This window comes from Pseudoalteromonas sp. SWXJ133 (assembly GCF_015864365.1).
Lineage (GTDB): Bacteria > Pseudomonadota > Gammaproteobacteria > Enterobacterales > Alteromonadaceae > Pseudoalteromonas > Pseudoalteromonas arctica.
Genome location: NZ_JADYXJ010000001.1, coordinates 95,025 through 117,233 on the forward strand (window position 1 = coordinate 95,025; position 22,209 = coordinate 117,233).

A 22,209-nucleotide genomic window follows, 5' to 3' on the forward strand; every position below is an offset into this window, starting at 1 on the left:
TTAAGTCAAACAAATTGACCATTTATTTTACAGTTAGCGTTGGTTTTTTATTCGACATTGTAAGCAAGCAGTAAAGTACTGAGACTTATGCATGACTGTTGAGCGGGTTGCTCCCTACAAAAGCGCTAGTTGGTATTAGCGCTCTAATAATGAGGTTATTTTTTGGGCGGTATTTTTAAGCTCGCTAATTACACTGTGTTTATTAGCGTGAGTGTTTAGGGTTGAGTCAAAAGAAGAAATGGTCAATGCAGCTATTAAATTTGCATTAGGCCTGCCAATTAAGACACTAAAATCGTGTACTCCGGCGATAAGTGGATTGCTTTGCATTATGTGCCCTTGCACTTTGATTGTGTTTAGCTCATTTAATAATGCTTTATAGACGTCTTTACTAGCACTGTAAATTTCATCGTGTTCGATAAGCATTTGCCGCACTTCGTCATTACTGTTGGCTAAAAGCAGTTTACCAGCGCTTGAGCTACTAAGTGGAAATAAAGCCCCCTCTGCAATACTCAAATGCATAGGGCTTTTGCTACGCGCTTGCACTACCACCATAGCTTGGCTTTGATAAAGCATACTTAGATGACATGACTGTTCAATATTTACAGCTAGATCTTCCATATGTGGCAAGGCCGATTTTAGTACATTATCCATTGGTGAAATACTTCGCGATAAATTATACAACTTTAATGACAAATGATATCGACCAGAGGTTTCAGAGCGAATTAGATAACCGCGTTTTTCAAGCCCAATAAGTACTCTATAGACTTCGTTAGGTGTTTTTAAAATACCAGCCGCTATCTCACTTTGTGTACAAGGCCTTTTATTTTTTGCTAAAAATTCTAATATATCCAACCCCTTATCTAAAGCAGGAACTGCATATTTAGTTTTTGATTTATCGTTCATTTGTACTTATTTATGCCTTTTAAAATTGATAAACAATACGTTTGTTTATATATAAATTTAAAACTTTTTTTTAGCTTGAAATTTTCAATAATAATTTAAAATCAATAACTTAATAAAACAAAATTCATTCATATATGAATTCTATATTTTTATATAAATTACGCTTGACCTAAATGCTTAACCGAGCAATCATTGTTAACAATATACAACTGTAAGAGAAAATGGAAATATATTTATGTCACACACTTATTTAACACCACAACAAATAGCTGATTTTCATCGTGATGGTTATATTATTGTCAAAAATTACTACAGCGCTGATGAAATTGAGCTATTACAACAAACTGCTTTTAATGACGATACACTCTATGAGCGAGCATGGGACAAAAAAGACGCCGACGGCGCTGTAAGTAAAGTCTGTTTATGGCAAAAAACAGGCGACGATTTATACAGTATGTTTTCTCGCGGTCGTCGCTTAATTGAAGTATGCGAAACACTTATTGGCGAAGAGGTGTACCACACCAGCACTAAAATTATGATGAAAGAACCATTTGTAGGTGGTGCCTGGGAATGGCACCAAGATTTTGGCTACTGGCATCGTGATAACTACATGCTTTATCCAAAATCAATTAGCTGTATGGTCGCCATTAATAAAGCGACGCAAGAAAATGGTTGCTTGCAAGTACTTAAAGGCTCACATCATTTGGGACGATTGGATCACAGTAAAACGGGTGACCAAAAAGGCGCCTGTTTAGAGTTTGTAGAAGAAGCAATGAAGTACCATGAACTTATCAATGTAGAACTTGAACCAGGTGATGTACTGTTTTTCCACTGTAATTTACTGCATAAATCAAATCAAAACCGTGCTGCAGAACCTCGTTGGTCAATGATCAGTGCTTACAATGCGATTAGCAACCAACCATTTAAAGAAAACGAAGCTGTTTATTATCCTTTAAATCGCGTTAACGATGATGCTATTTTAAATTTTAAAGCAAAAGAACGCACTTAAAGTAACCTTCTAGCCTAAACCAGCTTATGCATTATAGCCCAATGCATAAGCTGGTTTTTTTATATGGAAAATTCTGTATGTTAACCTCAGAGCAAAAACACCTTATACCTCACGCTACTCCTAAAAATGACGAAGACCCGCACGGGAAAATAATTGGCCAGGGTCAATTTAAATACAAAATAGACGCCCACTGGGGGAAGTTAAACCCCAATAAATACCCTATAGAAAATTGTCATGCGATGGTGATGGACTCACAAGGGAGAATATTTATGATCACCGATAACACGACTAATAATATTTTAGTGTATAGCCAAAACGGTGAATTACTTGACGCTTTTGGAAGCTCTTTTCCTGGTGGACACGCTATAAAAATTGTAAAAGAAGGCGAGCAAGAATTTTTATACATTGTAGATAGTGGCTGGATTGTTAATCGCCACTGGGATGGTCACAGCACAGAGCAATGGGATAGCCCTACTAACAATGTCATTCCACAGGCTGGCTTTATTTCCAAAATGACCTTAGATGGCAAACTGATTTACAGTATTGGCCACCCACAAACGTGCGGTGCTTATAAACCCGAGCAACCTTTTCGTCCTACTGATATTGCCATTGCCCCCAATGGGGACTTATATGTAACCGATGGTTATGGCAGCGACTTTTTACTGCATTATGATAAACAAGGCCGCTATATAAACCATTGGGGCGGTCACCATAATGATGACGAAAATTACAATTTACACAACACCCACGGTATTGAAGTAGACTTACGCGATCCATCAAATCCCACATTAATAGTAAGCTCTCGTTTTGAGCAATGTTTAAAAGTATTTTCGTTTGATGGTAAGTACCTTGATAGAATTAGCGCTAATGGGGCATATATTGGCGGTCCCGTGTTCAAAGGCGAACTATTTTATGCACCTGTTTGCTGGTCGCATATTGACAATAAAAATGCTGACGACTCTGGCTTTATTAGTATATTTGATAAAAATAACACGCTCATAGCTAATTTAGGAGCACCGCAACCCCAGTACAAAAATGGTGAACTACAGCCGATGCAAAGTAACGGGGACATTTTTAATCACGTGCATTGTATTTGCGTAGATCAAGACGACAACTTATATGTAGGCCAGTGGAACTCCTCTAAAACATACCCAATTAAATTAATAAAACAACCATGCTAAGTTTAACGCTCTGAGAATAGTGTTTATTTTTAATAATGAGTACCTTGTACTCATTATTAAGCATAAAACTCACAGGCTTAACAGCAAAAATACACCTAAAGCCATTCCTCGCATATTTAGTATTAGTTTATTTGTATTGTGTTAGGCAGTTGTAGCGATACAAATAAAAAACTGCGAAGCTATCATATAGATAAACCCGCAGTTTGTTTATTACTAAACCTTTATTACACGTTTTTAGCGAGTAATGCTTTTACTCATTTTAAAGTTTTGTAATGTAAGTGAACTAACAGCGCCGCCAGTGTCTGGAAATGTCACTTCAATACTATTCGTTTTTGCAAGGTCGCTATAAGGTACCGGTATTTCAAGTACACCAAAGAAACGTTCGCGTCCTAACCCTCCATTAACCTGGTCGTACCCTCTAAAATCAGTAGGTACAGCGACTTTATTACCATTAACAGTAACCGTAGGTGTAAGCGACTTACCATGAGGACGACCAACACCTAAGCGTAATACTGCCTCGCCATTAGTTCCTTTATCAACGTTATTAATTGTAAAAAACTGAGTTGAGTTAGCAACAATATCTTTAACCACAGCACTTGCGTAGTGCTTAGTTTCTTGATTAATATTATTAATTATCACATTACTTTGATGACTAATTTTAATGATCATCGTTGACTCTGTGCCCAAATTAACTAAATCAGGTAATACTGTACTATCGTTATCATCAAGGACTGGTTTACCTTGAGCATCAGGATGTAAATGCTTAATGTTTACGCCAGTAACGCTATTAGAACCACCGCCTAAAACACTTAAATCAATATTGGTTGGTGAATTTTCAAGGCTGTTTAATACCAAATAAACATCTTTGCCATCAACATAAGCATCTGCTTGTATATCCAAATCACTCGCCCAGCTATCGATTCGCGTCCCTTTAATATCTGACCAAAGCTGGTAAAACTTAACCATTTCGGTGTAAACCCACTGCTCGCCGGTTTCACCTTCTCCCTCTTTAGCTTGACGTAGTAAACGCCAGTAATACGGAATGGTATCGCTTATACGGCCCCATTCTGCTTTTAATGGAATAAACGGTATGGCTTTATCAATACGGTTAGGCCTTTCCATAAAGCTCATAAGCATAGAGCTCATTGCTTTTAAACATAGCCAATCACGTTGCGGTGTCCATTTAGTGCCAAAAGACCCTTGCAGTTGCGATCCATATTCCGAAATGACTATTGGTTTAATACTCCCCCATTTATAAGCCATGTATTGCTCAACCATATCAAGAGTCGCTTCCATGTTACTACCTTTACGGTATTGCTCTTGATGTTGACCACCAGGGCCGCCTGGAAAGTTTGGAAAATCGTATAAGTGCATCGAAATAAAATCCATTTTATCTCCTGCAATATCTAGAAATGCCTTGTCGCGTTGCTTCCAATTATCAAAATAGTTTGCCCCTTTTTCATAATCAGGAAATGCCACTGTAAAACCGCCTACTTTTACATCGTTCAATGCTGAATTATTATGAACTACATCTGCAACTGAGTTATGTAGCCTAAAGATGTCATATAGACTTTCTTTGTCATAACCTTTATGAGGAAAGTCGTGTAGTTCAAATAGTGGCTCGTTCATAACTTCAAGGTATGTTGGGCGCTTTTGACCTAGAGTATCTGATGCGCCAGCTTTAAAGTACTTTTGTAAAAACTGCGCCATATAATCACCAAGCGCGGTGCCTAGTGGTTCGCCGGCAGTATCAGTTTGCGAAAAAGACCAGTTTTGGTTACCAATTTTAGTACCATCTGGGTAATAAGGGTGCTGCTGTGCTGCGACAATTAAATCACTGTTACGCCCTTCATGCTTTCGCATTGCTTTAGCTTCATCTGTGGTAATATTGGAGTAATTCCATTTAACACCGCCACCATTAGTTGTAGCCGTTACCGCACTTGCATAACCTGGTTTAGCCGAATCTTCTGGTAACTGTGTTAATTGATATTTCATGCTGCCGGTATCGCGGCCAAAATATACATCATAATTTTCTAAAAAGTTCGTCATTAAATTAGGATCAGCATTAGGCGCATTTAAACTTTGAGCATTATTTCCAAACCAGTCACTTTCGGTATTAGATGAGTGCAATGTAATAAACTTACGACGATCAAAACTATCAAACTGACCCACCGCATGCTTAGTATCAATATTAAACTGTACCTTGACTGTATCGTTACTAACGTTTGCACCGCTATTTACTTGTTGCTCAACAACAAACTTACTTTGATTTGCACCACACTGCGATTTAACAACTAAATTACTACCGTCTGATGTGTTAGTTGGTTGAACACATTTACCTCCTGATACATGCTTAATAGCATTAGCCGACGTTTTAGTAAACTTCACTCGGTTATCAAAGTCACAACCCGACCACAAAACAAGTTGCTGTCCATCGACGGGGTTTGCTAAGCCGCCAGGGTGGACGCATAAACCCGACTTAACGTGCTTTATACTCCCACCAGATGTCCAGCTAAACCCTGCTGCATCACCGCTACAGTTATTGTTTAATACTACTTGAGTACCATTTACTGCATTATCAGCGGTTCTAAAACACATTTGTGAAGACGTTTGTTTAATAACAGTGCCAGCGTGTGCATTAAAAACGCTTGAAAGTAATAGCGCGCTCGAAATCGCGCAATACAATGAGCTTTTTTTCATTTTTTGTTACCTATCTTGGTGTGAAAATTAATCCTTTGTATAAAGGCATCGAATTCACAATCAATATAATGTTAACAATTAACTGTATGCAACAATAAATTAATGATTTGTTCAAATTCCACACTTTAGTACCATAAATAGGCACGTGAATTTAAAGTTTAAATGAACAACATGAACACAATATTTATAGTTACAAATAATAGTCACTTATAACACACACGACAAAAAACAACCGTAAGCATATGTTACTAAATACTTTTTAATTTATCGGCATGAAATAAGTACAAGAATTAAATTTTTATATATGCACTTAGTTTTTTAAGAATATATTTTTTTACGACAGATTCGAATTGATATTTTAGAGGTTAAACTGTTAACAATTATTATATTTTATACTTAGACATTTAAGTAAATTGGAAGTTTTAATGAATGTAATTATTAAGATGGCTGGTCTAATTTGTTAATAAAGCAGTATTACCAAAACATTAACGAGTTTAGTTATGCACCCAGATATACAAAACAATCTTAAAATAAGACCTGCTCACATCGCCTCATTTATTGTGTTTTTATTAGTATCTATGTCTACACTTACCGCCAAAGTGTACGCCACAGATGCTGTATGGCCTTCAAAAACCACTTACAAATATGCAAACGTAAATGGTAAAAAAATATTTTATCGAGAAGCAGGCAAGCAACATGAGCAAACAATTGTACTTTTACATGGTTATCCGTCGTCATCACATAGCTACCGTGAGCTTATTCCGCTTTTATCTGGGCGTTATCATGTGATAGCACCTGATTATTTAGGCTCAGGTTATAGCGACCGCCCAAACCCAGAAACTCAAAAATATACTTTTGAATTACTAGCTCAATACGTTGAAGGGTTACTCACAACGCTTAAAGTAAAGCGCTACAGCCTATATATACAAGACTTTGGAGCGCCCGTAGGCTTTAGAATGCTGTTAAATAATCCTAATAAACTTGATGCACTTATTGTACAAAATGGTAATGCGTATTTAGAGGGGCTAACCCTACCGAGGCAAGCATTTTTTAAAGCCGCGAATGAAGATAGTTCGAAAGCTCAGCAAGATAAAATTTATTCGTTCACGTCTGAACAAGCCATTATTAATAAGCAGTATTTACGAGACGTACAAAGTAACCCAGAAGTGATGAGCCCAGATAGCTGGACGCACGATCTTCACTTTTTACAAACCAAAGCCGATAGAGTAATTCAAGTGCAATTGCTACAAGATTACTACAACAACCTTCTCGACTATCCAAAGTGGCAAGCTTATTTACGCAAGTACCAACCACCAACGTTAATTGTATGGGGTAAAAACGACCCAGCATTCATAGCCGAAGGCGCTAAAGCATACTTAAAAGATGTACCGAACGCTGAACTCTATTTACTCGATTCAGGGCACTTTAGCGTTGAAGAAAAACCAGTAGAAATTGCAAAGTACATTATCGACTTTATGAATAAGCTAGCTCAATAGTAAGCCTTTTATTTTGGTTTAGTATTTATAGCGAACATAAAAAAACGCTGAGGGTATAAACCATCAGCGCTTTATTAAGCTCAAGCTAAATCCACAAAAATCACATTTAATATGGATAAGTTATACTTTTATGTATTTAACCTTCTTCTTCAATAAGCGACTCTAGTAGGTCGTGTATTTCAGCTTTAAGCTCTTTGTCTTCAATTTTATTGGCGCTGACTTTAGCATTTTGAAGGTTTTTAATAGCTTCATCTTTTTGGCCAAGCTCAAGCTGTAATGTAGCCATTGAAAAAGAAACCGACGACATGTGATCTTTGTTATTAATCGCAATCGACTTTTCTAATGCTTTTTCGTAAGTAGTAATTGCCTCTTCTAACTCTTCGGTAAAATCAGCTAAAGTTTCCCATTGTACAGGGTGATCTTTTGAGGTGTTTTCGTTTTCAATACAAATAGCTTTTAATTGAGCAAATAACGACTCAAACTTTTCACGGTTATTTTTGTTAGCCGCCGCCATTAAATCTTCTGCTAGATCATGTACCGCTTTATATACTTTTGTATTCATCATCACTGGTTATCCTTTAATGCAGCTAAACTCATTTACTCACTCAATTTAGCTAAAATGTATCATTACAGTCATTATAAAACGTATTTAAACAACTGATTTATTTAATTTGGTGTATAGCGTAATAATACATTAATAATGAACATCGCGTAGGCGTTAAACACTCTGAGATTAAACTTTATCGCAATTACTCTTGGTAAACTTACACGCTGAATAAACTTGCAACCCAATCCAACGTAAAAATGGTCGTAAAGACTTTAAGTGCAATGACAACTAAAAATAATAGGATGATTGCCGCTTTGGCTTTGCTACTTTTAAGATTGTTCCAATACAATAGCTTTGCATTAAATTCTGTTTTTAACTTAGTGACAGCCTCCTTCATAATAACGCCCTGCTTAGGTATCTGCGCTCAGCAACATTTAACAATCACACAGTTGCTCAAGCGGGGTTTGTAATATTTTTCGCTACCTTTAGAGTAAACCATTAAATAAAGCCTGTACTATATAAAATGTAACAAAGGGTTTTAACTTAAGTTATTGTATCTAACTATTGTTTACACACCCAAAAATTAAAGGATGGGTAAATTCAGTAGAGCGTTAATAATAAATTTGGTGCTACACTAATAACTAACTTAAACTCGTTAACAGCCAACCAAATTAGCAAATTATGAAAGAATGCAACCAGTGTGGTAAATGCTGTATTAAATATGGCGGCGGCGATTTAAGCGCAACGAAAGAGGAAATAGATTTATGGGAGCTCTTTAACCCCGAAATTTATGAATACGTTAAAAACAACGAAATTTGGTTTGACCCAAAAACAGGCTTAAGACTTCAAGTGTGCCCATTTTTAGAAATTGCGCCTAAAAAAGATCCTCTCGCTAAAAATATGTATACCTGCAGTATTTACCTCGACCGCCCAGAGGACTGTCGCCACTACCCAAGCCTCATTCCTGAAATGATCAGAGACGAATGCGAAATGATTGAACCTATCGACATAAAAAATCAAACCAGGGCTCAACATAAACTAGATATACTTATGATTGATAGTCGGTAACTCTCTTTTAAACTGCAACAGGTTATTGGTTATTTTTTTATTTTTAAATAAGAGTAAACGTGTATACCAACAACCTATAGCCACAACAATAGAGCCAAAGCAAATTACAAATAAGGGTATTATAGGCTCATTCCATCCCATTGGAATAATTATAATAAATGGAGTTACACTCGCTAAAAGAACCATAGGTAAATTAAAAACATTAAATTTTTTTAATAAAATTGATATTGGTACCCCATAAACAAGTAGTGCGGGATAAACATAAAATAAGCTTCCGCCAACCATTAAGGCATCTGTTTTCTTTTCGGCCAATAGCACAAGTAAATATAATACACATAAAGATCAATCACTAATGCATACGAATTATGCCATCTATTTTTAAAATTTAATAAGACTTCTGTGATAATTAAAGATTGTCTATGAATTTAAAAAGCGGACGAATAACAACTAAGGCCACTAATAATTAGTGACCTTGCTTTTTATATCATAACAAATAGTTAGTTTTTTAAATTAAATATCATCACTGTACTCAAACGCTTGGAGCGTCACGCTGCTAACAAATCCGCCATCATCAGGATATGTAACTAATATTGTATTATTGGTTTTTAACAGCTCGTTTGGTACTTCGATTTCTAGCATACTAAATACTTGTGGGCGAAATACTTGCTCATCACCGGCATAATCGGTTGGTACAGTAACTAAAGTGTCATTTACTTTAACGATAGGTTGTTGAGCTAAATCATGCTCTCTACCAAAACTTAAACGCAATATACCTTTACCATATTCACTTATTTTTACATCGTTAATGTTAAATTTAAGCGCTGTATTGGCTTTAATTGCCTGTTTGTAGGTTGTTGCATAGTATTTATGCTCGTCAGACTCAGCAATAATTTTTATATTGTCGCTGAACGTATATTCAATAATTACTGTGGCTTCTGCGCCTATGTTAATGCTTTTTGGTAACTCATTTTTTACACCAATATTTTGTGATGTTGTTGTAAGTGTTGGCTCACCATTAGCAAAGTGCAAGTGCTTAATTTTAATGTTATTAATCGGATTGCTTGGTAGCTCTGTTAAATTTAGCAAGGCGCTATTAGCACTTGTTTCTAAATTACTGATAATTACATATGCTTTGTTATTGTTTACGTAGCTATCAACTAATAAGTCTGCTTCACTTGAGTCAGTATAAACGCGAGTGCCATTTACATCTGACCACAATTGATAAAATTTAATAATGTCGGTGAATACATATTCATCGCCTGTTTCACCTGTTTTTTCGTCATTGTGGCGTAGTAAGCGCCAAGCATAATCGCGTCCCTCATTACCACTCCACTCTGCTTTTGCTAAACTAAATGGAATGGCTTTAAGTATGAGATTCGGTTTAGCCATAAATTGCATCATCATAGGGCTAAACGATTTCATAGTTTGCCAGTCATTTATTGCAGTCCATGGCGTTGCTTCTGTTTTATGGTCACGCCCGCCGTATTCCGAAATCATGAAAGGTTTTACCTTACCTAGTTTAAGCTTTTCGTATTGCTCCATCATATCCATAGTGGCTTCTATACGGGCTCCTTTAAAGTTAGCAACGCCTTTATCGCGGTTTAAGTAGCCAAAGTCATAAAGGTGAATCGAAAAATAATCCATGTATTCACCGCTGGTATCTAAAAATAGCTTCATTCGCTCATCCCAACGATTGAAATTGTTATCGTCAAACCATGGAAAGGCAGTGGTGTACCCACCAATCTTAATACTTGTATTAACTTTTCGTATGCCTTGGGCTACTTCGTTATGAAAAATAAATGTATCGATAGGCTTACCGTGATGTACATCAACAAGTTCGTAAAGTGGCTCATTAAGTATTTCAAGGTATTGTGGGCGTGCTGGGCCTTTGTTCGGTCCTTGGTTGTCATTTCGATAAAATTCATTTACAAAATGTCCCATGTATTGACCCACGGCATCGGTATTAGCAAAGCTCCATTCGCCTTTGCCTTTATGATTACCAATCCAAAACTGATTAATTTGCCCGCCTATCATTACATGGGCTCTATTGTCGTATTTATGAAGCTTCGACAACGTTTTACCATAATAATCTTCGCGAGCAGTTTTGCCATAAGCAGCGATACTCTCAGGGCTTGCGTACCCTAGATTATTTGGGTTTTGCTCAACTTGAGTCGCGTAATACGGCATAGAACCGTTATCACGACCAAAGTACACATCAAGGTCGTTAAGTAAGTAGTCGAGCTTATCTTCTTCCCCCTTCCAATCGGTTGTTGTTAGCATCGAGTGCATAACAATATATTTGCTTCTATCAAAGGTTGATAGGCCGTCAATACTTCGCTTTACGTTTAAATTTACGGATACTTCTGGCTGTGCGACTAAATTGCTTGATGCAGTACATGCAAATGCAATTAAAAGTGAGCTAATGACTTTCATGGGTTATTTCCTTATTTTAATTGTGTGTGAGTTTTGCTTTCTAATTGAGCAAAAAAGATCATAGTTTTAGCTACATGTTCGTGCCAATACTCCCAGCAATGGGTGCCTGCAAAAATATCGAACGTATGAGGAACATTTTCATCAACTAGCTTTTTTGCAAGCGCAGTATTAGCACTAAAAAGTACATCGTCTTTTCCGCAATCAAATCGCAGTGGCGGTAATGTCTTTTTATTCGCGCTCAATGTTTTAAACACGTCGCCTTTGTACTTATCAGTGGTTTTTTTTAGTGGCTTTAGAGTGTGTTCATCAACAAAGTGATTAAAGTCGTCAAGCTCAGTAATTGATGAATGCGCTGATATACCGCTAAAAATAGTTGGATGCTTTGCACCTAAACATAATGCTCCATACCCTCCCATTGAAAGGCCCGTAATATAAATATTTGATGAGCTCGAGCACATTGGTTGAGTTTGAATAACAGCGCTAATCACATCATCAACTATCCATGCTTCATAATCTGCATTTTTAAGTGGCAAATACCCGCTGCCCTCGGCGTGCGCGCCATCTGATGGCATCACTAATACAAACTCGTTAAGGCCACTGCTACGAAGCTGCTGATACACTTTATGTACGCCCCCTAGCTGGCTCCACACCCAGTGGCTACCATACACACCATGCAGTAATACAATTATAGGTACATTTTTATTACTGGTTGCTTCTTGGTAAATGCTTATATCACCTCGCCCTTTTAAGTGGCTGCTATACGCGGTTAGCGTTACAAAGTTATCAGCGGTGTAGCTGCTATTTGATATTTCTAAACGATGAATTGCCATTTTATACTCCTTTAATCATCAAACACGACGACACCTTTAGCGATACGCCCTGCTAGCATGTCGTCAAAGCCTGTTTGTAACTCATCTAACGAGTAAGTTTTTGTGACTAGCTCATCGAGCTTGAGCTTTTTTGCGTCATAAAGGTCTAGTATTTGAGCAAAGTCGCGCTTAGGATTACATTGCCCGTAGAGCGGATTTATATAAATTTTATCCCACTCAAATAGTTCGCAATCAAAATCTATTTTTTGCTCAATGCCACTCACTTGTACCGCAACTCCCGCGCTGCGTATTAATGCTAATGGCGCTGAACCAAGTGCCGGCACTGCTGTACACTCAAAGGCATAATCGGCTCCGCGACTATTTGTTAGCGCTTTAACTTCGTTTATCATGTGAACTAAATCAGGGTCATACTTTTTAGCAAGTACGGTATGTGTAGCACCAAATGCTTTAGCTTGTGTTAATCGCTCCGGTGACAAATCAATTGCTATTATTTTAGCGGCGCCTGAAATTGCAGCCCCTTGTATTGCATTTAGTCCTACGCCTCCACAGCCTAATACGGCCACTGAAGAACCTGCTTTTACTTTAGCTGCATTAACTACTGATCCGTAACCGGTCATTACGCCGCAACCAACAATACTTGCACTTGGAAAAGGAATGTCACTGTGTATTTTTATAACTGCAGCAGCCTTAACGACGGTGTATTCGCTCATCGTACCTAAATGAAATGAGCGCTCTAAGCTATTGCCATTATGCTCACACGCTTGTTTACCTGCGTGTCCGCATAAACCATTGCCAGTTACGGGGCTATTTACTTCACAAATGTGTAAATTACCCTCTTGGCACTGGAAACACTCACCACACGGAATTGCCCAATTTAGTATTACTTTATCGCCGATAGTAAATTCCGTTATACCTTCGCCCAACTCAACAACGGTTCCTGCGCCTTCATGACCAATGATAAATTTTTTATTCCACGTTTTAATTGAATCCCAATCTGTATGACAAATACCTGAGGCTTTTATTTTAATTTTTACTTCGCCAGCACTTGGTTTTCCGACATTAACGGTATCGAAGAAAAAACCGCCTTTTCCATCTGCAATTGCAGCTTTTGCCTTGTACATGTAGACTCCTAAGTCTCTAAATATAAGTATTATGTTATGAAGCAACCGACAATTTACTGTGAACCGTTTTGTATAAAAGACGGTTACGATTTCGAAATTCATCATGTAAGTTATCTTCAGCACGATAGCTATTCATGTTTTATGCACTTTCATCAGGTGCATGAATTTATATTTTTTGAACAAATTGACGGCACTTATTTTTATCATCAAGGTGAATCGATTCTTTCTGATTTTGAGGCCGTTTTTACACCCGCTATGGAAACCCACGACTTTGCTTTAAATCCGCGCCCTAAATCTTGGTATATTGTGCAATTTATGCCTGAACGCCTTAATAATCAGGCCTTACAAGAATTTATAGAATTACTAAAAACTGGTTTGCATTTAAGCTTTAGCATTGAAATACAAAAAAGGATTCATAAGTTGCTCGCTTGGATGCTTAGCGAATTTAACGAAAATCCTAAAAGTAAAACCTGTGCTCAACTGTTTGATAGCTTAATCACTATGGTGTGCGAATATGGTAAAAGCAGTTTATCTAAGCAGCAAACGTCATTAAGTAGCTCAGCAAGTTTTAAAAAGCTTGCTCCGGTAATTAATGAGCTTAAAACAAATAACGGCCTTAACCTGTCACTTGAGCAAGCCGCAGCCCTTTGCCATTTATCACCTTCGTATTTTTCAAGGATATTTAAAAAGCACTTTAGAGTGCCTTATTCCGACTACCTGATTCAGCACAAGTTATATAATGCCGCACGGTTACTCGGGCAAAGTAATGTTTCGGTGACTGATATATCTTACGATTTAAGCTTTTCTAGCCCGTCGTATTTTATTAAGCAGTTTAAACATCACTTTAAAGTGACTCCGCATCAGTATCGACAGCAGTTACGCCTGAAATAACTGAGGTTTTGCAAGTGCTATAGTCAAATTGTTCAATACCTGTTTGTTTACCTTTAAACCTTGCTTAATAGCCTGTGTGCCAAGTACATAGGCCTTTGCATAATTAACAGCTTCCACACAAAGCAGTGTGTCGTTATTAAAGTACCAAAGTGAAAATTGACCGGGAGCTTCTTGGCGCTTAATAATCTCGTTATAGCCTTGTGATAAACCTACTATTTGTAATTTATATTCGTATTGATCTGACCAAAACCAAGGGAGTGCAGGAGCTGACGTATTATTTTTAGCTAAAAACTGCGCAGCAACTTTAGCTTGGTCAACTGCGTTTTGTATCGACTCAAGTCTGATCCAACGATTATAAATTTTATTAAAATGAATAGTGCAATCACCAATTGAGTAGATATCAGGGTGTGATGTTTGGCATACGTCATTTACTTTTATGCCTTGCTCAACCACCAGCTCAGCATCTGTTGCAAGTTGTGTATTTAGCCTTACACCTACGCCAATTAAAATAAAATCGGCGGGATACTCACTGCCATCACTACATTGCACATAATGTTTATTGTTTGTGTGCTTAATTTGTACAATATCTTTTGCTGTTTGCAGGTCTACCCCCTTCGTTTTGTGTAAATCAGTTAAAAAGTTAGACATAGCAGATGATGTGACTCGCGATAGTATTTTTTCTTGTTTTTCGATAACCGTTACTTTAGCGCCAAGTGCAATAAAGGATGACGCCGATTCAAGGCCGATATAACCTCCACCAATAATCACCACTTCTTTGTTAGTGCTTGCACTTAGCGCTTTTTTTATTGCTACGGCATCACTATGTGTTCGCATTGCGAAATATTGAGAGGTGCCATATTCATCTACAGTTTCACTAAGGCCTGTAATTGGAGGAATAAAAGCTGAGCAACCGGTTGCGATTACTAATTTATCAAATGCTAGATGCTTATTATTTTCAAGAGTAACTATTTTGTTATCTTTATTAATTGCAGTAACACGCTCACCTAAACATAAATCTATATGGCTATCTGTGTAGGATTTTTGCACCTTTAAAGGTATTGATTTTACCTCTAACGATTGCAGCGTTTTTTTAGACAGCGGTGGCCTGTGATATGGCAGTTCAGGATCGCTATCGAGTAATGTAATTTTACCCAGCCAACCTTGCTGGCGTAAGTTAAATGCAAAGTTAACGCCGCCATGGCTTGCACCAATAATAACAACGCTTTGCTGCAGTGAGTTTGGCTCTAATTGTGTGTTTTGCATAATGCTGTACCCGCTTTTAATTGGCTACTCTGAAGGTCATACGATCAATATTTTCAGACACCTCAATTTGGCAACATAAACGGCTGTATTGCGTTACGTTATCGTCCAGCTCTAGCATGTCGCTTTCTATCTCATCGGGTGTACCTACTTTTTTAAAGTCATCCGGTGTTAAGTAAATATGACACGTTGCACACGAACATACACCGCCACAATCACCATCAATACCAGCAACACCATTTGCTGATGCCAGTTCCATTAGCGAGCCACTGTCGCCTTCTACTTCAACTGCATCGTTTGTTTTGGTTATAAATATTACTTTCGCCATCGTATTAATCCTCTACTTTTACTTGTTACTATATTTATTTAACTATTTTCTACGGTGTTTTTATTTTGATTTAAAGCTAACGTGCAGACTGTTAAAGCCAACCTTTCTTGAAAACTCACCGAGTTTTTCAATATTTTCATCTGCTTTTATTGCCTCTATTTGAGCAACTTTATTAGCAAGCGATAACACTAGTTGACGTAAAATTTGGCGGGCATGCGTTGCGCCCAAACAATTGTGATGGCTAAAACCAAAACTAATATGCGGGTTAACTTTTCGATCGAAGTCGACATTGTTAGGGTTTTTGAATACCTTTTCATCGCGATTAGCCGACGCCCAACATAACGAAACTCGTGTGTCGGCTTTTATAGCGTGCTCACATACACTTGTGTCTTGCGTAGCGACACGGCCCATTTGCGTAAGCGGCGAAAAATAGCGAATTAGTTCTTCTACGGCCCTGTTTAATATTTCAGGCTCATCATCAATACGCTTTAAATCGCTGATGTTTTCGCTAAAGTAGGCAATAGAGTTTGTGATCGCGTTTATAACGGTGTCGCGCCCCCCTGCAAAGGTGAGGATCATCACACCTTTTACTTCTTCTTTACTCAGCTTTTTACCGTTCGCCTGTGAATTTAAAAGCACTGAATATAAATCATCACCCGGGATTGCAATGGCGTTTTCTATTTGCTCATCAATGTAGTTGTATAGAATATTGGCTTTATCGCCATCAAGGTCACTGTCTTCACTTCTAAATACATGAGTACCCCAATCTATCCATGTTTGTGCTTTATCCATTGAGGTATTAAGTAACAGCGTTAACGCTTTAGATTGAAGTGGTAAAGCAAATTGTGACACCACATCAAACGACTCTGCTTTAAAGGTGTTTTCAATAGTTTCATCAATAATGGTTTGTAAACGCGCTTGGTAACATTCATCTAATGGGCGTTTAAACCAAGGGTTTAATAGTTCACGAAAACCGCCGTGCTCAGGCGGGTCTACTTCAAATGGAATTTGGCGTGTTTCACGTATTGCCACTTCTGATGGAATTACAATACGTCCAGGTTTAGCACCCGATTGAAAAACAGCACAATTATGCGCTGCTTTTCGTACATCTTTTAAGCCTAAGATCATATTTACAGGATCGTTTTGGTCATCCATTTGACCCATTCCTGTTACTTTTCGTTGCTGTGCAAACGCATCGGGAAACTCGCTAATACCAGTTACTTTTGACGTCATAATGAAACCTAATTTCTATTATTAATCTATTTTTGATACACCATTTTAATCACAACTTAATGATACAAATACACGGATTTGGCTTAAAAATGGTAATTTGATGCTCTTTATTGCTATTTTTAAAATATAAAAAAAGCCAGCAATTTAAGCTGGCTTTGGTGGGGTTGTGAGAGCCCTTAACTAATTAATTTAAAGCATTGAAATAAAACTATTCTCGGCGTTAATTACAACCATCGGGTTTACAGCAGACTTAGCAATTTGGGTTTGTGTAAAACAATCAATATTTGCAATGGCAATAACTATTTACCTTTATAAAAGCGTCCACAAAATCAGTACTCATAAATTAAAACTTATGACAAAGAGATTATCATTCATTCCTTGATAAATAATTTCTACACTGAATTTGTGGACACACAACAACTCTTTTCTTTTATTACTAATTTTTCTAGTTACGACTGTTTAATTAAATGTGTTCTCATTAGTTGAGGGTCAAATTCTACACCCGTCCCAATTATATCTGGCGCGCACGCTTGCCCATTTTCAAGCTTTAAAGGACGTGTTGTATATTCATCTATAGGGAATGAATGAACTTCTAAAAAACCAGCGTGAGGCTGAGATGCCAACAGTGATACATGTAGTTCATGCATGCCATGGCTACAAATAGGTAAATTATGGGTATATGCCATACTCGCTACATGTAACCACCCTGTTATGCCACCAATATTTGATGCATCTGGTTGTAAAAAACCTAATTTAGCTTGACTAATCGCATAGCCAAATTCGTGCAATGTATGCAAATTTTCACCCATTGCAAGCGGTATTGAAGTCGCTTGTGCTATGCGAGCAAAGCCTTTGTAATCATCAGGTATAGTCGGTTCTTCAAACCAGGTTATGTCGTATTTTTCAATTGATTTAGCAAAACGAATAGCTTGCTCAACAGTCATTGAGTAATTGGCATCTACCATAAGTATTTTATCTTTACCTATTAGCTCTCTTACTGCGGCTACACGTTCTATATCTTCTTTAAAGTTGGGTTTACCGACTTTAATTTTTACTGCATTAAAGCCACGATTTAAATAACCATCTATATTACTAAGCAGTTTTTCTTGGCTAAAGTTTAAATCTATTCCGCCTGCATAGCATTTTGTTTGGTCACTGCTACCACCCGCAACTTGCCATAATGGTGCATTTAAGCGCTTACACTTAATATCCCACAGCGCTATATCAACTGCTGAAATCGCAAAGCTAAGTAGTCCACCTCGGCCAACATAATGAAGATCCCACTGCAATTTGTCCCAAATTGCCATGATAGACATAGAATTTTGTCCAATTAGACCGGGCTTTATTTCATCGTTAAGGAGTGAATAAATTGCGCGACCACCTTTGCCGCCAGTGTAGGTATATCCCATCCCTTCATACCCGTCGTGAGTCATAATATGCACTGTAATAACTTCAAAGTGAGTGTGATCGCCATGCTTTGCATCACTTAACACTTCTGCTAGCGGAATTTGGTAATACTCGACTTTTACACTTTTGATTGTTTGTGATGATACTTTCATTAAGCCACCGAATTAGTTAACATGACACTGTTCATTGTTAACAATTTACAACAGGTATTTGTTGTTGTAAAGGTTATCTGTTTAATTAAGCGAAATTATCCGAAGGTCTGTTTATCTTTGAGAATTAAAATTTGTTCAAACTCGAGGCTATTTAATCGCAGCGTGAGATTTGTAACCTAGTGGGCTAAGTAAAAACCGAGCAAAGCTTCCGCGTCCTGCTCACGCCCCTTACCTTCATTCATGTAGGCAACAAAGAGTAAATAGCCCCTATCAAGCGTGCTTATAGGGGCTTTAATTTAACAATAGAATAACAAGACTATTTTAAACCAAGTGCCAATAGCTGTGTATGCGCTGTTATATAAACGCGGTTTTGTGATTGGTTAAACGTTAGATTAGCACTAATATTTGGCATTTCAATTTGAGCTAGTAGCTCAGCATTTTTATTAAATAACCATAACCCATTAGGACCTGTAGCAAATATAATCCCACTTTTATGTACCTTTAAACCATCTGGTAAGCCTTGGTCATGCTTAATTGCTGGTGGTAATTCATAAAATAAAGATTTACTTATCACTGCACCGCTGTCATTTAAATCATACTGATACCACGCAGGTTTATTAGCATTAGATGCCGCCACATATAAGGTTTTATTATCAGCTGATAATGCGACCCCATTAGGATAAATAAGATCACGATCCAATAAGGTAAGTTCCCCTGTATTTTTAAGTGAATATACCCCCTGAAACTTAAGCTCTTTGCCTTCATCATCTAATTGATTAGGTAAACCATAGGGTGGATCACTAAAATAAAGCATGCCTTGGTCGTTAAAAACGCCATCGTTTGGGCTGTTAAACTTTTGTCCATTATAATGACTTACAATTTGTAGGTATTGTGGTTTAGGCGTGCTTAATGGCGTCTTCATTTTTGATATAACACGTGAGCGCGATTGCAAAAGCACAAGCTCATTTTGTTTATTTACAATTAAACCATTTGAATAGCCACTATGCGCTAAGTACAAACTTGCACCTTTACCTGGTGTATATTTATAAACCTGATGATTAGGTATATCAGAATATAATAAATATCCTCCTTGATTAACCCAAACCGGCCCCTCTAGCCAGTCATAACCCGAAGCGAGGGTTTTAACATGGCTATTTAAGTTAAGCACTTCAAGCGCTTGCTCATTAAATATTTTGTAGGGGCCTTGCTCGAATAAAAGTGTGTTACTTTGCTTAGCAGATACACCCAAACAGAAAACACACACAGCGCTTAGTATATATTTAATTTTTTGCATTATTATACCTGCGTTCATACAACGATTTATTCACGCTTTTAGCTGCATCTACAAGCGGTTTGTAAGGAATGTCCGTTACATTTACAAAGCCTACATTGTAGTTTTCACCATCGTATGCTCGCCCAGTTAGTGGAGAGTCGATGTATTGAAACCAGTGCGCACCAACAAAATATGGGTTATCTATAACGCTATTCATATATTTTTTGTATTTAGTACCACGCTCTTGCTGAGATTGAGTGTGTATAAGGCCTGGGTTTAATAGCCCAGAATCAAGCGCACCATTATGAAATTCACCTATTATGCTTGGCATGTCTATATCAGATAAAAATGCCCAAAAATCTTCATTTAATCCCTCTCGGTAATAGTTGTAGCTCATCACATCTACATGCGCGGCAGCGGCGGCTCTTATTTCAGGCGTCATACCCCAGTCAGCAAAACGTGCTCCCATATTCAGCTGATTTGGAAGGTGTTTAGCTATAGCCGCGTCAACCACTGCAAAATACTGATTAGCATAATGAAATAACATCGCTGATAAATCGATATTAGTTTGCTCGTTAAACTGCGTGAGTGTCACGCCTGCAGCAAACTCATCCCATGAGGCAATACGTGTATTCCATGCTTTATTAAGTTTGCTAATTTGGCTGTACTTATTTTTCATTAAGGTAACAAATTGTGCTTTAGTCGGGCTATTTTGGGCGTTATTTTTAAGTGTATTAATAGCAATACCATAACGTGAGGCGTCAGAATTCTTCATGCCCCAGCTTTTTTCGTTATCAATAAATACACCAACACACCAAGGACTGTTTTTAACTTGCTGGGCTACTTTTGCAAGCGTTACATCTGCGCGCTCAACGAATAATGGATCAAATGGGTCAGGTAATGGGCTCCAGTAGTCGTTACCACTGCTTACCGTTTTGAAATTACCAATGATCCACGCATTAGCAAAGTAAGGTAATTGGTTAGTATGGTAATAGTCTTCTTCTATCCAATTGCCAAAAGAAGTAAAGCCCCATGAAAGCATGCGTTTTACAGTGGTATTTTGCCACTGTTTCATTAAGTCGTTGTTGTTATGGGTTTGATATTTTCGCTCTAAATTAGCGCGATAAAAGCTAAACGTTTCACCTTTTTTAATTGCACCACTGTGAACTTCGCGTCTGTAGCCGTAATTATCTGCTAAAGGGTTATTTTTCTCGGGTAGCCAATTAAACATATCAGATCTTAGTGTTGAGCTTTTATAACGTGTTGACCACGCAGTTTTTGGAGCTGGATTTAATCCTAATGAATCCTCTGGTGTTAAATCATTAGCTTCGCGCTGCTTAATATAGCTTTGGTCAAAATCGTAACCGGTAATAGTTGAAGTATTTGCCATACGAACGTTATCAATGCCGGTTGAAAAAAACAGATAACCTTCTGGGTCGACTAAACTCCATTTCCCTTTGTATTTTTCAGTTCTAAAATATCCCGTTGCCTTTAATTGTGGGCCGTTTTTCCAGCCACTATATTTAGAACGTCCTTTCATTGGTGAGTTTTGTAAGTTAATTTGCTCTTTTTGAGAAATAACTTGTAGCTGCTCTGTTGAAGATACTTTATTGGTAAAGTCTAATTTTGCATTTTGCCCAAATTTATCAACTAACCCTTTTAGATAGTTAGTATCAAAATTAGTTGGCTTTATAAGGCGTAAGTTGTCTATTAAAATTCGTTTATCGTCAAGTAGCCCTTTTACTCCAAATGATATTTTTACAATGCTGCTAACGTCGATATTTTTTTGTCCGCCTCTATAGATTATTGGCGTATAACTGCTTTTCCAACTTGGTGGGTTTGAGCGAATACCTGAATTAACATTTAAATTTGCGCCTTTTAATTCTATGTAATACGTATTTTGAGACTTTGCTGGCACAACAACACTTCGAGTTTGAAATTGTCCCGACTTGTCTATTGTCTTTATGTATAGGTGAGTAGAAGCCTCATCAGGGTTTTGTATATCAAGTGCAAGGGCAAAGTTTCCTGTTGCTTGCCAATCCCATCCTTTTGGGTTTATAAATTCAAAGTCACTTTCTACATTAGATTTAGATTTTAATGTAACCGCTAGTTTATGGTTTCCACCTTCCTTTATTAATGTACTAAAGCCATTAATTGTATTTATATATTGGCTGTAATTATCCTGTTCAAAATCAAAAATTATATGCTCTTTTTTTAATGGAGTGGCTCCTTTAGTTGAATTTTGATCTGAAGCTTTCGCATTGTGACACCCTGCAAGTACCGATAAACAAAAAAACGAGGATGCTAATTTTACACTATAAGGATTGAGAAACATGTTGGCCTACTATTGTGCGTGTTTAAATGTGTACTTTTGAGC

19 protein-coding genes are annotated in these 22,209 nt (G+C 37.5%); 5 read left to right on the forward strand and 14 right to left on the reverse strand.

What is annotated here, in order from left to right:
* Nucleotides 1-135: 135 nt before the first annotated feature.
* Nucleotides 136-903, reverse strand: a complete 768-nt coding sequence (locus tag I6F40_RS00360) for an IclR family transcriptional regulator (RefSeq protein ID WP_166376298.1) — start codon at nucleotides 901-903, stop codon at nucleotides 136-138.
* A 235-nt stretch (nucleotides 904-1,138) separates the two neighbouring features.
* On the opposite strand from I6F40_RS00360, the gene I6F40_RS00365 reads away from it, so the two are divergent.
* Both I6F40_RS00365 and I6F40_RS00370 read left to right on the forward strand, forming a co-directional pair.
* Nucleotides 1,139-1,912, forward strand: coding sequence for a phytanoyl-CoA dioxygenase family protein (locus I6F40_RS00365; protein ID WP_007378079.1), 774 nt, complete (start codon nucleotides 1,139-1,141; stop codon nucleotides 1,910-1,912).
* Nucleotides 1,913-1,989: 77 nt separating this feature from the next.
* Nucleotides 1,990-3,093 carry a 6-bladed beta-propeller gene (locus I6F40_RS00370; protein ID WP_197178695.1) on the forward strand — a complete coding sequence of 368 codons (1,104 nt, stop codon included), beginning with the start codon at nucleotides 1,990-1,992 and terminating at the stop codon, nucleotides 3,091-3,093.
* 234 nt (nucleotides 3,094-3,327) lie between these two features.
* On the opposite strand, the gene I6F40_RS00375 is transcribed toward I6F40_RS00370, so the two are convergent.
* Nucleotides 3,328-5,793: a ricin-type beta-trefoil lectin domain protein gene (locus I6F40_RS00375; RefSeq protein ID WP_165741213.1), complete on the reverse strand. Its 2,466-nt coding sequence runs from the start codon at nucleotides 5,791-5,793 to the stop codon at nucleotides 3,328-3,330.
* A 500-nt stretch (nucleotides 5,794-6,293) separates the two neighbouring features.
* Here I6F40_RS00375 and I6F40_RS00380 point away from each other — a divergent pair, with 500 nt between their 5' ends.
* The gene (locus I6F40_RS00380; RefSeq protein WP_166419039.1) at nucleotides 6,294-7,289 is read left to right on the forward strand and encodes an alpha/beta fold hydrolase; all 996 of its coding nucleotides are present in this window, start codon (nucleotides 6,294-6,296) and stop codon (nucleotides 7,287-7,289) included.
* A 136-nt stretch (nucleotides 7,290-7,425) separates the two neighbouring features.
* Here the strand turns inward: I6F40_RS00380 and I6F40_RS00385 are convergent, their stop codons facing one another.
* Both I6F40_RS00385 and I6F40_RS00390 read right to left on the reverse strand, forming a co-directional pair.
* Complete coding sequence (locus I6F40_RS00385; RefSeq protein WP_007586178.1) at nucleotides 7,426-7,854, reverse strand: hypothetical protein; 429 nt, start codon at nucleotides 7,852-7,854, stop codon at nucleotides 7,426-7,428.
* A 199-nt stretch (nucleotides 7,855-8,053) separates the two neighbouring features.
* Nucleotides 8,054-8,233: a hypothetical protein gene (locus I6F40_RS00390; RefSeq protein WP_024592379.1), complete on the reverse strand. Its 180-nt coding sequence runs from the start codon at nucleotides 8,231-8,233 to the stop codon at nucleotides 8,054-8,056.
* 284 nt (nucleotides 8,234-8,517) lie between these two features.
* Here I6F40_RS00390 and I6F40_RS00395 point away from each other — a divergent pair, with 284 nt between their 5' ends.
* Complete coding sequence (locus I6F40_RS00395) at nucleotides 8,518-8,904, forward strand: YkgJ family cysteine cluster protein (RefSeq protein WP_007586180.1); 387 nt, start codon at nucleotides 8,518-8,520, stop codon at nucleotides 8,902-8,904.
* Here I6F40_RS00395 and I6F40_RS19635 read toward each other — a convergent pair.
* From I6F40_RS19635 to I6F40_RS00410, 4 genes are all read right to left on the reverse strand, one after another.
* Nucleotides 8,875-9,216 carry a hypothetical protein gene (locus tag I6F40_RS19635; RefSeq protein ID WP_166418992.1) on the reverse strand — a complete coding sequence of 114 codons (342 nt, stop codon included), beginning with the start codon at nucleotides 9,214-9,216 and terminating at the stop codon, nucleotides 8,875-8,877. The two genes, I6F40_RS00395 and I6F40_RS19635, sit on opposite strands and share 30 nt — an antisense overlap.
* A gap of 198 nt (nucleotides 9,217-9,414) precedes the next feature.
* Nucleotides 9,415-11,337: a beta-agarase gene (locus I6F40_RS00400; RefSeq protein WP_166376294.1), complete on the reverse strand. Its 1,923-nt coding sequence runs from the start codon at nucleotides 11,335-11,337 to the stop codon at nucleotides 9,415-9,417.
* Between the two features lie 11 nt (nucleotides 11,338-11,348).
* A complete protein-coding gene (locus I6F40_RS00405; RefSeq protein ID WP_165727460.1) occupies nucleotides 11,349-12,167 on the reverse strand; it encodes an alpha/beta hydrolase in 819 nt (272 codons plus the stop codon).
* An 11-nt stretch (nucleotides 12,168-12,178) separates the two neighbouring features.
* On the reverse strand, nucleotides 12,179-13,288 hold the full coding sequence (locus tag I6F40_RS00410; RefSeq protein WP_007586186.1) for a Zn-dependent alcohol dehydrogenase: 1,110 nt from the start codon (nucleotides 13,286-13,288) through the stop codon (nucleotides 12,179-12,181).
* A 36-nt stretch (nucleotides 13,289-13,324) separates the two neighbouring features.
* Between I6F40_RS00410 and I6F40_RS00415 the strand changes: the two genes are divergently transcribed.
* Nucleotides 13,325-14,179, forward strand: a complete 855-nt coding sequence (locus I6F40_RS00415; protein ID WP_231609274.1) for a helix-turn-helix domain-containing protein — start codon at nucleotides 13,325-13,327, stop codon at nucleotides 14,177-14,179.
* Here I6F40_RS00415 and I6F40_RS00420 read toward each other — a convergent pair.
* From I6F40_RS00420 to I6F40_RS00445, 6 genes are all read right to left on the reverse strand, one after another.
* A complete protein-coding gene (locus tag I6F40_RS00420; protein WP_197192328.1) occupies nucleotides 14,165-15,442 on the reverse strand; it encodes an NAD(P)/FAD-dependent oxidoreductase in 1,278 nt (425 codons plus the stop codon). The genes I6F40_RS00415 and I6F40_RS00420 overlap by 15 nt on opposite strands.
* Nucleotides 15,443-15,458: 16 nt before the next feature.
* On the reverse strand, nucleotides 15,459-15,767 hold the full coding sequence (locus tag I6F40_RS00425) for a 2Fe-2S iron-sulfur cluster-binding protein (RefSeq protein ID WP_197192329.1): 309 nt from the start codon (nucleotides 15,765-15,767) through the stop codon (nucleotides 15,459-15,461).
* A gap of 60 nt (nucleotides 15,768-15,827) precedes the next feature.
* Nucleotides 15,828-17,000, reverse strand: coding sequence for a cytochrome P450 (locus I6F40_RS00430; protein ID WP_197192330.1), 1,173 nt, complete (start codon nucleotides 16,998-17,000; stop codon nucleotides 15,828-15,830).
* A 449-nt stretch (nucleotides 17,001-17,449) separates the two neighbouring features.
* A complete protein-coding gene (locus I6F40_RS00435; protein WP_165741463.1) occupies nucleotides 17,450-18,559 on the reverse strand; it encodes a mandelate racemase/muconate lactonizing enzyme family protein in 1,110 nt (369 codons plus the stop codon).
* Between the two features lie 316 nt (nucleotides 18,560-18,875).
* Nucleotides 18,876-19,853, reverse strand: a complete 978-nt coding sequence (locus I6F40_RS00440; protein ID WP_197192331.1) for an SMP-30/gluconolactonase/LRE family protein — start codon at nucleotides 19,851-19,853, stop codon at nucleotides 18,876-18,878.
* Nucleotides 19,840-22,167, reverse strand: coding sequence for a beta-galactosidase (locus tag I6F40_RS00445; protein ID WP_197192332.1), 2,328 nt, complete (start codon nucleotides 22,165-22,167; stop codon nucleotides 19,840-19,842). The genes I6F40_RS00440 and I6F40_RS00445 overlap by 14 nt, the downstream gene beginning before the upstream one ends.
* Nucleotides 22,168-22,209: the final 42 nt, after the last annotated feature.